The organism is Pantoea phyllosphaerae (assembly GCF_051025595.1).
In the GTDB taxonomy this organism is placed as follows: domain Bacteria; phylum Pseudomonadota; class Gammaproteobacteria; order Enterobacterales; family Enterobacteriaceae; genus Pantoea.
Genome location: NZ_JBPFDE010000004.1, coordinates 128,615 through 144,442 on the forward strand (window position 1 = coordinate 128,615; position 15,828 = coordinate 144,442).

At 56.6% G+C, this 15,828-nt stretch carries 13 protein-coding genes and 1 tRNA gene; 4 read left to right on the forward strand and 10 right to left on the reverse strand.

The window, feature by feature from the left end:
• Positions 1-33: 33 nt before the first annotated feature.
• The 6 genes from ACR6A7_RS07630 to aspA form a co-directional block, all read right to left on the reverse strand.
• Positions 34-109 (reverse strand) — tRNA-Phe (locus ACR6A7_RS07630).
• Positions 110-216: 107 nt separating this feature from the next.
• Complete coding sequence (dicD, locus tag ACR6A7_RS07635; RefSeq protein WP_434124244.1) at positions 217-798, reverse strand: division control transcriptional repressor DicD; 582 nt, start codon at positions 796-798, stop codon at positions 217-219.
• Positions 799-851: 53 nt separating this feature from the next.
• Positions 852-2,552: a protein-disulfide reductase DsbD gene (locus ACR6A7_RS07640; RefSeq protein ID WP_434124245.1), complete on the reverse strand. Its 1,701-nt coding sequence runs from the start codon at positions 2,550-2,552 to the stop codon at positions 852-854.
• Positions 2,528-2,842 carry a divalent cation tolerance protein CutA gene (cutA, locus tag ACR6A7_RS07645; RefSeq protein WP_434124246.1) on the reverse strand — a complete coding sequence of 105 codons (315 nt, stop codon included), beginning with the start codon at positions 2,840-2,842 and terminating at the stop codon, positions 2,528-2,530. The genes ACR6A7_RS07640 and cutA overlap by 25 nt, the downstream gene beginning before the upstream one ends.
• Before the next feature lie 78 nt (positions 2,843-2,920).
• On the reverse strand, positions 2,921-4,222 hold the full coding sequence (locus tag ACR6A7_RS07650; protein WP_434124247.1) for an anaerobic C4-dicarboxylate transporter: 1,302 nt from the start codon (positions 4,220-4,222) through the stop codon (positions 2,921-2,923).
• Between the two features lie 101 nt (positions 4,223-4,323).
• Positions 4,324-5,760, reverse strand: coding sequence for an aspartate ammonia-lyase (gene aspA, locus ACR6A7_RS07655; protein WP_033793295.1), 1,437 nt, complete (start codon positions 5,758-5,760; stop codon positions 4,324-4,326).
• 347 nt (positions 5,761-6,107) lie between these two features.
• Between aspA and ACR6A7_RS07660 the strand changes: the two genes are divergently transcribed.
• The 4 genes from ACR6A7_RS07660 to ACR6A7_RS07675 all read left to right on the forward strand — a co-directional run bounded on the left by ACR6A7_RS07660 (position 6,108) and on the right by ACR6A7_RS07675 (position 9,339).
• Positions 6,108-6,566, forward strand: a complete 459-nt coding sequence (locus ACR6A7_RS07660) for an FxsA family protein (protein ID WP_434124248.1) — start codon at positions 6,108-6,110, stop codon at positions 6,564-6,566.
• A gap of 235 nt (positions 6,567-6,801) precedes the next feature.
• Positions 6,802-7,095 (forward strand): co-chaperone GroES, encoded by a 294-nt coding sequence (locus tag ACR6A7_RS07665; RefSeq protein ID WP_033749242.1) that lies wholly within the window; start codon positions 6,802-6,804, stop codon positions 7,093-7,095.
• A 45-nt stretch (positions 7,096-7,140) separates the two neighbouring features.
• Positions 7,141-8,790: a chaperonin GroEL gene (groL, locus tag ACR6A7_RS07670; protein WP_103793737.1), complete on the forward strand. Its 1,650-nt coding sequence runs from the start codon at positions 7,141-7,143 to the stop codon at positions 8,788-8,790.
• Positions 8,791-8,985: 195 nt separating this feature from the next.
• On the forward strand, positions 8,986-9,339 hold the full coding sequence (locus ACR6A7_RS07675) for a DUF4156 domain-containing protein (protein WP_434124249.1): 354 nt from the start codon (positions 8,986-8,988) through the stop codon (positions 9,337-9,339).
• A 43-nt stretch (positions 9,340-9,382) separates the two neighbouring features.
• Here ACR6A7_RS07675 and ACR6A7_RS07680 read toward each other — a convergent pair whose 3' ends face one another.
• The 4 genes from ACR6A7_RS07680 to ACR6A7_RS07695 form a co-directional block, all read right to left on the reverse strand.
• A complete protein-coding gene (locus ACR6A7_RS07680; RefSeq protein ID WP_434124250.1) occupies positions 9,383-11,488 on the reverse strand; it encodes a fimbria/pilus outer membrane usher protein in 2,106 nt (701 codons plus the stop codon).
• Between the two features lie 61 nt (positions 11,489-11,549).
• The gene (locus tag ACR6A7_RS07685; RefSeq protein WP_434124252.1) at positions 11,550-11,984 is read right to left on the reverse strand and encodes a DUF1090 family protein; all 435 of its coding nucleotides are present in this window, start codon (positions 11,982-11,984) and stop codon (positions 11,550-11,552) included.
• A 101-nt stretch (positions 11,985-12,085) separates the two neighbouring features.
• Positions 12,086-15,190 carry an ATP-binding protein gene (locus ACR6A7_RS07690; protein ID WP_434124253.1) on the reverse strand — a complete coding sequence of 1,035 codons (3,105 nt, stop codon included), beginning with the start codon at positions 15,188-15,190 and terminating at the stop codon, positions 12,086-12,088.
• The gene (locus tag ACR6A7_RS07695; RefSeq protein ID WP_434124254.1) at positions 15,187-15,810 is read right to left on the reverse strand and encodes a response regulator; all 624 of its coding nucleotides are present in this window, start codon (positions 15,808-15,810) and stop codon (positions 15,187-15,189) included. The genes ACR6A7_RS07690 and ACR6A7_RS07695 overlap by 4 nt, the downstream gene beginning before the upstream one ends.
• Between the last annotated feature and the right edge of the window lie 18 nt (positions 15,811-15,828).

Consider the following 15,828-nt stretch of genomic DNA (forward strand, 5'->3'; position numbering starts at 1 on the left):
AAACCCAGCCATAAGGCTGGGTTCTCTAATTTGTGGTGCCCGAACCCGGAATCGAACCAGGGACACGGGGATTTTCAATCCCCTGCTCTACCGACTGAGCTATTCGGGCAACGGGGCGCATTAAACCGTAATGGCCGCTTCGCGTCAACGCCTTTCCAGTAAAAAAGCGGGAAAACGTGACTGATTGCCTGCTTTTCAGGCAGAAGCGGCAAAAACCTAGGCCAGCGCGCCGTTAGCGCGGCACAGCGCGATGCGCAGCACATCTTCTGCCAGACGTTTGGCTGTCGCCACGTCCTGCACGTTACGCTTCACCAGCAGCTTGCTGAGGCAGCCCTCCAGAATCAGCTCCAGCTGGTCCGCCACCATCGTTGGATTATCCAGCCCCAGCTCCACCAGAATGCTGTGCGTGAAGTGCCAGGAGGCCTGTTTCTGCTGTTCGGCAATCTGATGCACCGGCTGATCCGGCTGCGGATAAAAGCTGCAGGCGGCGATAAACAGACAGCCGGGGAAGCGGCCTTTCTGCACCTGTTCGCTCAGCACATGATAGCGCGCCAGCAGTTTCTGCTCGCCGTCAAGCTGCTCGCTGAGCAAAACCTGACGCCGCCAGGTGTCGATCTGCTGCCCGTGATAGCGCAGCGCATCGTAAAGCATCGCGTCGCTGTCGGGCCAGAGCGCTTCCAGCTGGGTCAGCGTCATGTCGCTGCTGGCCGCCAGCTGCGGCAGTAATGACGTCGTCGCCGCCAGTCCATTTTTTTCGAGCACGTTCAACGCATGCTCGAGTACCTGTTCACGCTGCAAATGACGTCTCCTCTCTTTACGCATCCGCCTGAGGCGGGGGATTCCAGTGTCGTTCAACGCGCCCGATTCTGCAAATGCGCGCGGAAATCCTCTGCGTTGAGGAAGCCCGTCACGCGCGAGCCGGGAATTTCGCGGCCCTGCGCATCGAAAAACAGAATGGTCGGCAGGCCGAGCACCTGAAGATGCTGCAGCAGCGCGTTATCCGTGGCGTTATTCGCGGTGACGTTCGCCTGCAACAGCTGGTAACGACCGAGCGCCTCACGCACGCCTGGATCGCTAAAGGTATATTTTTCGAACTCTTTGCAGGCGACGCACCAGTCGGCGTAAAGGTCGACCATGGTGACGCGGCCGTTGGCCTGCCGCAGCGCCTCGTCCAGCTGCGGCGCGGAGGCGATATGCTGGAAGGGAAGCTGCGCTGCGGTCTGCGCCGCGGCGGGCGTCCCCCAGACCCACTCCTGCAAGGGGCGCGCGCTGATCAGCGCCGCCGCCAGCATCGCTATCTGCACCAGTCGCCATCTGCCGCCCTGGCCGCGCAGGCTGCTGCAAAAAGCCCAGGCGAAACAGGCGACGCCTAGCGCGCTCCAGAGCCGCACTCCCCACACATCGCCCAGTACGCGCTCCAGCAAAAATACCGGCAGCGCCAGGATCACGAAGCCGAAACCCTGCTTGACTGTCTGCATCCACGGCCCGCTTTTCGGCAGCAGGCGGTTGCCGAACAACGTGACCACGATCAGCGGCAGGCCCATGCCCATGGCGTAGAGCCACAGCGTGCCGGCGCCTGCCCAGAGATTTCCGCTCTGGGCAATATAAAGCAGAATGGCGCTGAGCGGCGCGGTGGTGCAGGGCGAGCAGATTAGCCCCGCCAGCGCGCCCATCAGGAAAACGCCGGGCAGCGATCCGCCCTGCTGGCGGTTGCTCCATAACGTCAGCCGCGTCTGGACGCTGGCGGGAAGCTGCAGCTGGAACAGGCCAAACATCGACAGCGCCAGCAGAATAAAGATCAGCGACAAGCCGATCAGCACATAAGGATGCTGCAGCGCCGCCTGAAAGCGCAGGCCAGCCGCCGCGACCACCACGCCCAGCAGCGTATAGGTGAGCGCCATGCCCAGCACGTAAATTAAGGCAAGGCTAAACAGCCGCAGCAGGGAGCCGCTGCGCTGGCCGCCGAGAATAATGCCGGCGATGAGCGGATACATTGGCAGCACGCAGGGGGTAAAGGCGACGCCGATGCCGATCAGCAGCGCCCAGAGCGGCGAGAAGGGCAGCGGCGCGGCTGGCGCGGGCGAGACGCTGGGCGCTGGCAATGTCGCACCTGCGGCCACCGGCGTCAGCGGAATGGTGCGCGTCTCGGGCGGATAGCAGAAGCCCGCCGCCGCGCAGCCCTGCCAGGTCACGCTGAGGCTGGCGCCGCTGGCGGCCTGGCGCAGCTGCACCGGCACCTGAAGATCCTGCGAATAGATTTCGCTTTTGCCGTAGAACTCATCCTCATGCGGCTGCCCTGGCGGCAGCGTCACCGGCGCGATCTGCGCCTGCTGCGCGCTGACATGAATCTGCTGACGGTAAAGGTAGTAGCCCTCTTTGACCTTCCAGCTGAGCGTCAGCTGCCGGCCCTGCTGGCTAAAATCGAAAGCAAACGCCTGGTCCACAGGGACAAAGCGGCTGCTGGCGTTAGGGGAGAAAATTGACGCCTGGGTCGGCAGCGCGATAAACAGCGCCAGCGCAAAGGCGATCAGGCAAGAGATGCGTGCAGCCATGACAAATATTCACTGTCTCCATGTTGAACCGGTAGCGCCAGCAGTTCGGGCACCTCAAAGGGATGTTCGCGCTTCAGCAGATCCATCAGCGCCTGCTGGTGCGTCGTACTGCTTTTTAGCAGCAGCTGAACTTCGCTGGCCTGCTCCAGCGTGCCCTGCCAGACGTAAAGCGACGTGGCGCCGGGCAGCAGCGTGACGCAGGCGGCGAGCTTCGCCTCCAGCGCCAGGGCGGCGAGCCTTTGCGCGCAGGCTTCATCTGGCGCGGTACAAAGAATGACAACGGCGTTCATCGCGTTGCTCCTCCTGTTGCGGAAAGCGTGGATAATAGCACGCTCGCCGCACCTCAGGTTTTACCGGTTGTAACCGCGCTACAGCACCAGGCCGCCGATCAAAAAGCCGAATAGTACTGACAGCGCAATCGCCAGCACCCCCGGCACGATAAAGGCGTGGTTAAAGACATATTTGCCGATGCGCGTCGAGCCGGTGTCGTCCATTTCCACCGCTGCCAGCAGCGTCGGATAGGTCGGCAGCACGAACAGCGCGGAAACGGCGGCGAAGGAGGCGATGGCGGTATGGGGCGATACGCCCAGCAGCAGCGCGGCGGGCATTAGCGCCTTGGCGGTGGCGGCCTGCGAATAGAGCAGCATCGAGGCGAAAAAGAGCGCCACCGCCAGCAACCACGGCGCCTGCTGCAGCAAGTCGCCCGCCAGCTGCTGGATCTCGCCGATGTGCGCTTTGACAAAGGTATCGCCGAGCCAGGCGACGCCCATCACGCAGACGCAGGCGCTCATGCCCGACTTGAAGGTGCTGGCGCTGAGGATAGCGCTGGTGTCGATTTTACAGCTCAGCGAGATCAGCGTGGCGATGGTCAGCATAAACACCACGATCGCCTCGTTGCGCGGCAGCGGCGGATCGGCAATCAGGCCGACGCCGTCGCTGATGGCGGTAGCGTAGAGCACCACGGCGATGATGCCGACCAGAAACAGCAGCACTGACCGTCTGGCGCCAGGCTTCTCTTCATAGCGGCTCGCCCCGCGCAGCTTCACCTCGCCTTTGGCGAGGCGCGCCTGATAGACCTCGTCTTCATGCAGCTCTTTGCCGAGGAAGTTGGTGACCAGCGCGGCGAGAAACAGGCCGATCATCGTCGAGGGGATGGCGATCGCCAGCAGGGCGATATAGCCGACGCCGCGCGGCTCCAGCAGCGAGGCGAAGAACACCACCGCGGCGGAGAGCGGCGAGGCGGTAATGGCAATCTGCGAGGCGACCACGGCGATAGAGAGCGGGCGCGACGGGCGCACGCCTTGCTCTTTCGCCACTTCGGCAATGACCGGCAGCGTTGAGAAGGCGGTATGGCCGGTGCCCGCCAGCAGCGTCATCATATAGGTTACCAGCGGCGCCAGCAGCGTAACGTAGCGCGGATGGCGACGCAGCAGTCGTTCCGCCAGGCTGACCAGATAATCCATGCCGCCCGCGACCTGCATCGCGGCGATGGCGGCGATCACCGCCATAATAATTTCAATCACGTCAAAGGGGATGGCGCCGGGCTTTAGCCCGCAGATCAGCGTCAGCGTCAGCACGCCCAGCCCGCCCGCGAATCCGATACCGATACCGCCCAGACGCGCGCCCAACCAGATCGCCAGCAGGACGATCGCTAATTCAACGACGATCATTCGTCACCTCATAAGAGTGAGAAAAGAGCCGGTTATGTACCAAATAAAAAGGCGCGCCGTGTTGATCGCAGCGCGCCTTTTTTATCATTGTGAAAATTGACCTACTGTTCGTTTTCGTCGGTGTAGCGACGCGCCTTATAGACCGGGTACATCAGGTTCTGCACCGAGAAGATATCGTCCAGCTCGCTTTCGGTCAGCAGGCCGCGCTCCAGCACCACCTCGCGCACGCTTTTACCGGTCTCCGCGCAAATCTTGCCGACGATGTCGCCGTTGTGATGGCCAATGTACGGGTTAAGGTAGGTGACGATGCCGATAGAGTTGAAGACATAGGCTTCGCACACCGCTTTATTGGCGGTGATGCCGTTAACGCATTTTTCCAGCAGGTTGTAGCAGGCGTTGGTCAGGATGCTGATCGACTCGAACAGCGCCTGGCCGATCACCGGCTCCATCACGTTGAGCTGCAGCTGACCCGCCTCCGCCGCCATGGTTAAGGTGGTGTCGTTGCCAATCACCTTGAAGCAGACCTGGTTCACCACTTCCGGCACCACCGGATTGACCTTGGCAGGCATAATTGAAGAGCCTGCCTGCAGTTCCGGCAGATTGATCTCGTTGAGGCCCGCGCGCGGGCCGGAAGAGAGCAGGCGCAGGTCATTGCAGATTTTCGACAGCTTGACCGCCAGACGCTTCAGCGACGAGTGCACCATCACGTAGGCGCCGCAGTCGGAGGTCGCTTCGATCAGATCTTCCGCCGGCACCACCGGCAGATTGCTCACCTCGGCGAGACGCTGAACCGCCAGCTGCTGATAGCCGTCCGGCGTGTTGAGGCGCGTGCCGATCGCCGTGGCGCCCAAATTCACCTCCAGCAGCAGCTCGGCGGTGCGCAGAATGCTGCGCGTCTCTTCGTTCAGCAGCACGTGAAACGCATGGAACTCCTGGCCGAGCGTCATCGGCACCGCGTCCTGCAGCTGGGTGCGGCCCATCTTGAGAATGGTCTCAAACTCGGCCGCCTTGCGCTCAAAGCCTTCGCCCAGCTCTTTGATCGCGTCCAGCAGCTTCAGGATCGAGCTGTAGACCGCAATGCGAAAGCCGGTGGGATAGGCGTCGTTGGTGGACTGGCATTTATTGACGTGATCGTTCGGGTTGAGGAACTGGTATTCGCCTTTTTGATGGCCCATCAGCTCCAGCCCAATATTGGCCAGCACTTCGTTGGTGTTCATATTGACCGAGGTGCCCGCGCCGCCCTGATAGACGTCGACCGGAAACTGATCCATGCATTTGCCGTTGTTCAGCACCTCGTCGCAGGCCTGAATTATGGTGTTGGCGATATTGCGCGGAATGGTTTGCAGCTCTTTATTGGCGAGCGCGGCGGCTTTTTTCACCATGACCATACCGCGGACGAATTCGGGGATATCGCTGATTTTACTGTTGCTGATACGGAAATTTTCAATCGCACGCAGAGTATGAACGCCGTAGTAGGCATCGGCGGGGACTTCACGCATGCCTAGCAGGTCTTCTTCGATACGAATGTTGTTCGCCATGATAACCTTCTTGTTATTGGCCGCTTGCGCTGGCGCCATCCATCACAGGTGATGTGTTAATTTGTCGTGGAAAGCCGGAGCCGACAGTGTATCCGCCTCGTCCCCGGCGCGCACGATCATATGCTGTCGCCGGGCTAAAGCGCGAGCCTGGTTACGTGTCCCTGCATCAATTATCGCTGCAATAACCGCGATATGTGAGATGACGCACAAATTTAACTCCACTGTAAATATTTGAAAACAGCGGTTGAATTAGCGTTGCGGCAGGCCCATCTCATGGCTATGCCGTCTGATAGGGCATTTTCCGCTGCCTGCCTGACGCAGAGCAGCCCGACTAAAAGGAGAATACGGTGCGCTGGTTACCGTTAATCATTATTTTTGCGCTCGCCTGGATTGAAATCACCCTGTTTATTCAGGTGGCACACGCGCTGGGCGTATTGCTGACCATGCTGCTGGTGATCTTCACCTCGGCGATCGGCGTGTCGCTGGTGAAAAACCAGGGCATGAAAAACTTTATGCTGATGCAGGAGAAGCTGGCGCGTAACGAGAGCCCAGCTGAAGAGATGATTAAAAGCGTATCGCTGATCATCGCGGGTTTTCTGCTGCTGCTGCCTGGCTTCTTTACCGACTTCCTCGGCCTGCTGCTGCTGCTGCCGCCGGTGCAAAAACACCTGACCCTGAAGCTGATGCCGCACCTGCGCGTCTGGCGCGGGCCAGGCGCTGGCCCGGACAGCGGATTTACCGTAGACGGCGAGTATGAACGCAAGGATAGCGATCGCATCGGCTATGACGATCGCCGCGATCGTTAAGCGCGGCGCAGAAAAAAGCGTGACCTGAGGGTCGCGCTTTTTTTATGGGCCAGGGGTGAAGCGGCCCTTCGCGCAAAAAATGGGCAGTTGTCATCGTCAGGTAAAAAAATTGTCCTGGTGCCCTTGAAAGCCATTTTAGCCGCCCCTATCTCTTGCACCACGAGGCCGGAAGCCCTGCAGCCCGGCGTTCAACCCAAAAACTGAATGATTGGACTTCTCAAAGGAGAGCTATCTAATGAAAATTCGTCCGTTGCACGATCGCGTTATCGTCAAGCGTAAAGAAGTTGAAGCTAAATCTGCTGGCGGCATCGTTCTGACCGGCTCTGCAGCAGGCAAATCAACCCGTGGCGAAGTTCTGGCCGTGGGCAATGGTCGCATCCTGGAAAACGGTGAAGTGAAGCCGCTGGACGTTAAAGTTGGCGATCTGGTGATCTTTAGCGAAGGCTACGGTGCGAAAACCGAAAAGATCGACAACGAAGAAGTGCTGATCATCTCTGAAAGCGACATTCTGGCGATTGTTGAAGCGTAATTACGCGGAACTCACTGAACGAAACGAATTTAAGGGACAATTGAAATGGCAGCTAAAGACGTAAAATTCGGTAATGACGCTCGCGTAAAAATGCTGCGCGGCGTGAACGTACTGGCAGATGCAGTAAAAGTTACCCTGGGCCCGAAAGGCCGTAACGTGGTTCTGGATAAATCTTTTGGTGCACCGACCATCACTAAAGATGGCGTGTCCGTAGCGCGTGAGATCGAACTGGAAGACAAGTTCGAAAACATGGGCGCACAGATGGTGAAAGAAGTTGCCTCTAAAGCGAACGACGCAGCAGGCGACGGTACCACCACTGCAACCGTACTGGCTCAGTCAATCATCACCGAAGGCCTGAAAGCCGTGGCTGCGGGTATGAACCCGATGGATCTGAAACGCGGTATCGACCAGGCCGTTGTCGCCGCGGTTGAGCAGCTGAAAGCGCTGTCTGTGCCTTGCTCAGACTCTAAAGCTATCGCTCAGGTCGGCACCATTTCCGCTAACTCCGATGAGAGCGTCGGCACCCTGATCGCCCAGGCGATGGAAAAAGTGGGTAAAGAAGGCGTGATCACCGTTGAAGAAGGCACCGGTCTGCAGGACGAGCTGGACGTGGTTGAAGGTATGCAGTTTGACCGCGGCTACCTCTCTCCGTACTTCATCAACAAGCCGGAAACCGGCGCAGTTGAACTGGAATCACCGTTCATCCTGCTGGCTGACAAGAAAATCTCCAACATCCGCGAAATGCTGCCGGTGCTGGAAGCCGTTGCTAAAGCTGGCAAACCGCTGCTGATCGTCGCTGAAGATGTTGAAGGCGAAGCACTGGCAACGCTGGTGGTCAACACCATGCGCGGCATCGTGAAAGTGGCTGCGGTGAAAGCGCCGGGCTTCGGCGACCGTCGTAAAGCGATGCTGCAGGATATCGCTATCCTGACTGGCGGTACCGTTATCTCTGAAGAGATCGGTATGGAGCTGGAAAAAGCGGCGCTGGAAGATCTGGGCCAGGCAAAACGCGTTGTGATCAACAAAGACACCACCACCATCATCGACGGTGTGGGTGAAGAGGCGACGATTCAGGGCCGCGTAACCCAGATTCGTCAGCAGATCGAAGAAGCGACCTCTGACTACGACAAAGAAAAACTGCAGGAGCGCGTAGCGAAACTGGCAGGCGGCGTCGCCGTTCTGAAAGTCGGCGCAGCCACTGAAGTTGAAATGAAAGAGAAGAAAGCCCGCGTTGAAGATGCCCTGCACGCCACCCGTGCTGCGGTAGAAGAAGGCGTGGTAGCAGGCGGCGGCGTAGCGCTGGTTCGCGTTGCAGCACAGCTGGCCGATCTGCGTGGTCAGAACGAAGATCAGAACGTCGGTATTAAAGTTGCGCTGCGCGCAATGGAAGCGCCGCTGCGTCAGATCGTTTCTAACGCCGGCGAAGAGCCGTCTGTTGTCGCTAACAACGTGAAAGCGGGCGACGGCAACTACGGTTACAACGCGCAGACTGAAGAATACGGCAACATGATCGACTTCGGTATCCTGGACCCAACCAAAGTGACCCGTTCTGCGCTGCAGTACGCGGCCTCTGTTGCTGGTCTGATGATCACCACCGAGTGCATGGTGACCGACCTGCCGAAAAGCGACGCGCCTGATTTAGGTGCTGGCGCAGGCGGCATGGGTGGCATGGGCGGTATGGGCGGCATGATGTAATTGCCCTGACGCTTTTGCTCTCTGAAAAACCCCCGATCGGAAACGGTCGGGGGTTTTTCTTTTGCAGATGAAAAGGGTATAAGTAAGGGCGCAAACCTTCGGCTTTGCGGGCTCAGGGCAATGAATGTTCAGAAAAAAGAGATACTTTTCTGCTACGCTGCCGCCCGATACTGATGATAATAAATGGGGATTACAATGCGGATTAACCTCTTGCTCGGACTGGCGGTCGGTACCTTGTTGCTGACGGGATGTAGCAGCTCTCATCAGCTGAGCGCTGGCGGCGAACGTGTCACCTTCACCGATCAACAACCGGGCAGCGACTGTCAGCTTCTGGGTAATGTCACCGGTTCACAGAGTAACTGGCTAAGCGGTTCCGGCGGCGAGGGCAGCTCGCTGCGCGGCGCAGCCAACGATCTGCGCAACCGCGCGGCGGAAATGGGCGGCAATGTGATTTACGGTGCCACCAGCCCAACGCAAAACATGTGGTCCGCTTTCGCGCCTCTGGACAGCAAAATGAACGGGCAGGTTTATAAGTGCCCGGCTAAATAGCCTTAAGATGGCACCTGTTTTGCTGGTGCCACATTTTTTCTGCCTAGTGGGTGATGGGGGGAGCTGGCACAAAGTTCGCCCGTACGATGGCACCCAGCGTTGGGACCACCTCCAGTCTGCTGACCTCAAACGTCATCTCTTTTCTCACGCCTGACGTATCAAGAGAAATATTATTGACGCGCCAGGGAGTCATGTAACTGACCAGTAGGTTGCCCTGAGCGTCACTGGTACTGCCGAACTGATTGTAGACACCGGCGTGCGCTGCTGGCGGCATGGACACAAGCGCCATCGTCTCTCCCAGCGTTTGACCGGCCGTGATGCCCCCGTCATGCCATACCAGGCTACCGCTTAAGTCGCCGTGGAGGGCCCGCTGTCTGCTGCCATTTTCAAAACTGAAATTGACTTCCCCTGCGTTATATCTGTATCCCAGGTTACCGGTAAGACTCTCGTTGCCTTTCCGCGTCGTATAGGCACCCATACCGTATCGCAGGCTGAAATCTTTGAAGGAAGTACCATCCAGCTCAACGCCTTGTGTTACCGCACCTGCGCGCTCCAGTTTCGTAACATGGCTGGCCGTAAGGTAACTGGAACCGAAAGAGAGCGGAAAACTTAAACTCAGCTCTACGCTGTTTTCGGCTGAAGCATGGCCGTAGCGGCTATGGCTGACGCTCAGACTGATGTCTATGTCTTGCCAGAGCGTATTGAAATCAAGAGAGGCGCTTCTGGTATGGCTGCCCGGCGCGAGTCCTGACTGCTGTGCCCAGCCAACCGTAAGCGTTGAATCTTCTGAAAAATGACGGCTGAGATTAAGTTCAGCCCGCCAGCGCCGGTTGTCCAGGCTGGCGCTGGTATAATTTGTCTGACTGATTTTTTCGCCCAGCGTATGAAAATGCCCTCCCGCCGGATAGTAGGCAGCCAGGCCGTTCAGGCTCAAACTATCGGCAAAAAAGGCTTTCGCATATCGTAGCCGCCAGATTGAGCCCGTGGCCGGTGTGTTTTTTCCGCTATCAACAGCGTGCGTCACGTCGAGCGACAGGGTGCTGTCGGTTCTTATATTTACCCCCACACCACTCGCCACGCTGTAGTAATCGGCCGAAGACTGAAAGCCGCCAAAAAGTGTTAAATTTTCAGCTAAACCGGCGGAAACCGTTCCTTGCCAGAAAGCTGGCTGCGGCAAGGTGTTTTTATATTGTGGGCGATAGTGTCCCGCCAGTGCCTCATATTTGACCACGTTTTTATGCACCAGGTTTGGCAAGGAAACCCAGGGGAGCAAACGCGTATGCTCAGTTCCGTCGCTCTCTTCAATTTGCATAGTGATAGTGGAGCTGGTGCTGCTGGTTGTGGGAAGGTAGTCATAAATCGTGAAGGGGCCGGGATTAACCTGAGTACGATAAATTTGCATCCCGCCCTGGTAGAGCGTCACGGTGGCTTCTGAACGCGCATAACCGGTTATCCAGGGAGCCTGACGTCGCCAGCTAGCAGGATACATACTTTCATCGCTGACCAGCGATATGCCTCGCATCGGAAGGGAAGCGAATATGGCATCAGAAGAGGTTGTATCGCCAAGGGTAAAGCGGGCGCGCAGCGGTGTAATACTACGCCACAGCGCCATCGATCGCGTACTGGAACCGTGATCGCTGGGATCGCGCCAGATATTGTTTTTGTAGCGCAGTCGCCAGGGACCAACATTGAGACCGCTGCTAAAATCCAGCGTCATGCTTTCTCCACCTTCATCCCACTCGCTCAATGCACGCTCACGATCAACGTTCAGGCTATAGCTGGTAAATAGGGCATTGATACCGTCATCCCAGCGGCTGGTCGTAACACCGCCGGACTGCGGCGTGAACCATTCTTCCGGCAGCGTCAGGATCAGCATGTGGAGTTCAGGTCGATAGCGAAAGATCTGGCCGGCGAGGGCAGGAGATTGCGGGTTCAGACAACCCTGTGATGTCCAGATGGGTTGATCTGACATTGTCGACGTGATGCCCCACTCTTCAAGCAGTTCACGCGTAAGACAGGGACGCCGCTTCACCTGTTTAAGCGTGATCCTGCCTTTGTAATGCTGGTTAACGTAAAGGTCTGTTTTTTCTTCAGCACAGGCAGGCAGGCTGCAAAAGAGCAGGCAAAGTAAGAGGAAGAGATGTGCCATTCTCATGAATTATAAAAAACGGAAGCGATAGCTTCCGTTTTGACAAGTCGAACGCGGGGGATTAGCTATTCAGCGATGCGAGCGTCGCGCGCGCCTGTTCCAGCTCAGCCGTGATTTGTTCAATTTTGGCTTGTTTTTCAGCAATCTTGTTCTGGTATTTTACGATTTTGCTGGTTTTGCCCTGAGCCTGAGCTTTCTGCAAATCCGCCTGCGCTTCAGCTAAATCGCCCTGCGCTTTAACCAGCTTTTTCTCCAGTTTGGTGACTTTCTGCTGGGCTTCGCTCAGCTCTTTTGCGGCGCAGGTAGTTTCAATGTTCGCCAGCGCTTGTTCCAGCGCAGCGGCTTTGGCTGTGTTGCCAAATTTCGTCGCCATGCTGATTTCTTTTTTCAGTTTGGCGCTGTTGATAGCAGTACAGTATGCCACCGACGCCTGCGCCGCGCTCGCCGCGCCCATTGCCATAATAAGAGTGAGTGCTACAGCCGTTGATTTTTTCATCGTCATGCTCCTGATTAAGTTCGCTCCGAGGGCCACCCTGGCGTCCTCTGGTGAGCGAGATAATAGGAGGCAGGACGAGGCGGCTCAATGTACGAGCCGACTCACTTTGCTGTAGGATTGTCGCTATGTTTTGTAGTCCTGCTCAGCTCCTGACGCAATGCCTGTGCGGCTTCAATTAGCTCATCCAGCTCTTCAGGCTGGCTATAGGGACGCTGGCAAAGAGAGGCTATTCTCGTTGCGCCAAGCAATACCATGCCGCCATATAAACGGTGCAGCGTCGGAGATAACTCAGGCTGACCGCTACGCTGCCAGCTGGCGATGTGGCCAAGCGCTTCATCCAGCGCACTGATTTGCATCATGAGAAACGGGGTCAGGTTAGCGTCGTTAAGAAGCGCAGAGGGGAGCGCTGCAGGCGACCAGAGTTTGGGCGCCGGTTGCTCCAGGCAGGAGAGATGCTGCTGTAAGATTTCCAGCGTTAACGGTTTGGATAAACAGGCCGTCATGCCAGCCTCAGCCGCAGCTTCCAGGGCTGGCGCTTCCCACTCCGCTGAAATACCCCAAATAATCAGCTCAGGCCAGCGACTTTTCAGGTTTTGGGTCAGTTCAAATCCGCCCTGCTGCGGCATACAGCGATCGGTGATCACTAGCTGCGGATGATGCTGCTGCACCAGCTCGCCCGCAAGGCTGGCCTCTTCACACTCAATCGCCTCATGACCCAACCAGCGCAGCTGATGCAGCAGCAAAAAACGATTTGCGGGTTGATCATCAACGATAAGTATGCACAGCTTTTGCTCTTTGCTGGCTGCCAGTTGGGTAGGGAGGACGGCGGCTGGAATGTCGAAGTCAGGTTCGTCTAACATAATGAGTTGAAGAGTCAGGCTAAATACCGAGCCTTCTCCCGGCCGGCTTTGTAGCTGGATATCACCGCCCATCATGCGTGCCAGAGAACGGGAAATATAGAGTCCCATACCGCTTCCCTGCACATTTCCTGTTTGTGTCCCCTGTGTAAAAGGATGAAACAGGCGCTGGCAGGTGGCCTCATCCATTCCTTCGCCACTGTCTTTTATGTATACCGTCAGGTGGAGCCTGTTATTTGATATGACATTACATTGCGTCTCCAGCCTGATATCGCCGCTGTGAGTAAATTTCACTGCATTCCCAAGCAGGTTATCCAGAATTTGCCGCAGGCGAATCGGATCGGCCAGCACTTTGCGGTTCAGCGTTGTATCGAGCAGTAGCCGCAGCCGCAATTTTTTCTGACACGCGATACGTTCGTAGACCGCTGCAACAGACTCAAGCAGCGCGCGTAGCGACAGAGCCTCAGGTCGTAAAATCAGCCGGTTCGTCTCCAGTCGGGTGAGGTCCAGCATGTCATTAGTGAGGCTGAGTAGCGATCCTGCGGCTTCATGTGCGATTTGCAACGACAGCTGTTCGGTGCTCTCAAAAGGCAGCTGCTGGCGCAATAGCTCCAGTACGCCATTGACCGCACTGACAGAGTTACGCATTTCATGGCTCAGTATGGTTATAAAGGTACTTTGCTGTTGCGCGCGTTGATGAGCCAGCTGGAGCGCTTTATGCTGTTGCCGCCATAGCCAGAACAGCCAGCAGGCAATACCGAGGAAAGGAAGCATTGTCACTAGCGGCAGCCACGCGGGAACGGCGCTAGGAATTCCGGCCCGGGTGAGGGGGGCGGGTGGTTTGCGGCGTTTACTGATAATCGCATTCAACTCTTCAGGCGGCAGGCTCATCAGCGTCTTATCCAGTATGCTGGCCAGTGTATAGTCATTCTTGGCGGTTGCCATTACCATGCGCAGCGGTTCAGACCACTGACCTTGGGTCATCTTCAGCTGTCGGTCATAGTGTTCGGCGACCAGGGGGCCGCCGATAATTAGCGGCATGACCATCGCATCCGCTTCTCCTTTAACGATCTTATCCAGCCCCTGTCGCCAGCTATGCACGCCTGTGAGCTGGCTGCCGGGGTAGTACTGATGCAATTTGTCCTCGTTCTGTTGGCCATACAAAAAAGCCAGACGCCGGGGGATGCCCGCAGACAGCGCCTGGCGGCGGACAACCTGAACGCGCGATGAGTAGAGCAGCACGCGTGAGGTCAGCAGGTCGTGCTGCTGGGCACTATACAGTGACGTTGCGGCCATAAGCTGACTTTCACCTTTCTTCACCGACGCCAGAGCATCAGCCGGGTAGGGCTTACGGTTAATGACAAACTCAACGCCGATACGCTGCTGCATCAATGCCAGTAAATCAGCAACAATGCCTTTTAACTGACCGCGACGATCAAAATAGCTAACGGGAAAGTTGTTTTCAGGAACAACAACGTTGATTCGCTGATTCTGGCTCAGCCACTTTTTTTCCAGCGAGCTTAGTAGCGCAGGAGACTGACTATGGCGCAAGTTGTCACCTCCCCAGCGTTGCTGAATTTCCAGATGCGTAGCTTGCGGGATATGCGCCATCAATTTATCGATGATGGTGATCCAGGTACGCTGTTCGCGTATAGCGGCAAAAGAGAACGTCAGTGGGGGAACATTGCTGCGTATCTGTACATCCAGCTGTTGCAAATTTTCCAGATTAATCAGGTACTGCGTCGTGACCTGGCTGCCAAGATAAAAATCGAGGTTGCCGAATGCCAGCGCTTCAAGCGCCTGACGCGGATATTTAAAAGGAATCCAGCGAGCGGCAGGAAAATCGTTTTTTTTCTCAGTCAAACGAGCATCATCTTGATCAATGCCGACTCGCAGCGCGCTGCCAGCCTGTTGCTTATGCTTGCTCCGGCTGACGACGACCGACGGCGACGACGTCCAGGGCCGACTGAGCGTCAGACCAGAAAAGGATGAGACGGGCTGAGCAAAAGCAATAATGTCGGCTGTACCCAGCTTCAGCGCCTGGAGCGCCTCTTCTTTACTGGCGTAAAACGTTATCGTTACAGGAATGTGCAGGCTGGCTGTGATAATGCCCAGGTAGTCGGCAACGATGCCGCTATAGTCCTGACGTCCGGAAATAAGCTCAAAAGGGGGTTTAACCGGCCTCCATGCAGCATATCGCAGCGTCTTTCTACTATTTATCCACTGCCATTCCCGCTGGCTCAGGCCAGGATTGCTAAGGGAAAACGACGTATGGGCCAGCAGTTCGCGATTCTCCTTAGCCTGCGAAACCGCGCACCACAGCAGCATAAGCAGTACAAGGATTCTCATTTAGCGTGTGAATCCCCTTGCAGCCAGACGATCAGCTGGTCAAATGAAGTCGCTGCGCTTTTATCCAGAATGCGCGCCTTGTAGGTACTGATCGTTTTGTGGCTTAGCGTTAGCTGCTCTGCGATAGCTTTATTGGTTTTGCCTTCCTGAAAAAGACGCAAAACAACCAGCTCGCGATTAGACAGCGCGGCGAGAAATGCCTGTCTGTCACCATATTTTACGGTATGCGGCAAGGTAAAGCTCTGCGCAGGAAAAAGAACATAGCCCTTCAGAATTAAATGACATGCGGGGAGCAAATCATTTAGCGAGGTTTGCTTACTGATAAAACCTTCAGCGCCCGCACGTAATGCTCGCTCGGCATAGAGATGAACAGATAAACCACTGTGAATTAATATTTTACATTCAGGATAATGCTGACGAATGCGCGGAATCAGCAGCAGGCCGTCCTCGTTATCCAGCGCAATATCCAGGATAAGAAGCTGCGGCGCATGCTGGCGAATGAGATTCAATAGCTGGCCACCATGCGAGGTAACAACTTCAAAATCTTTTTCATGTTCCAGCACTGCTTTTGCAGCAAAGCAGATAGCCGGATGATCATCGACCACCAGTATCTTTGGCATACATACATCCTTGTTTGT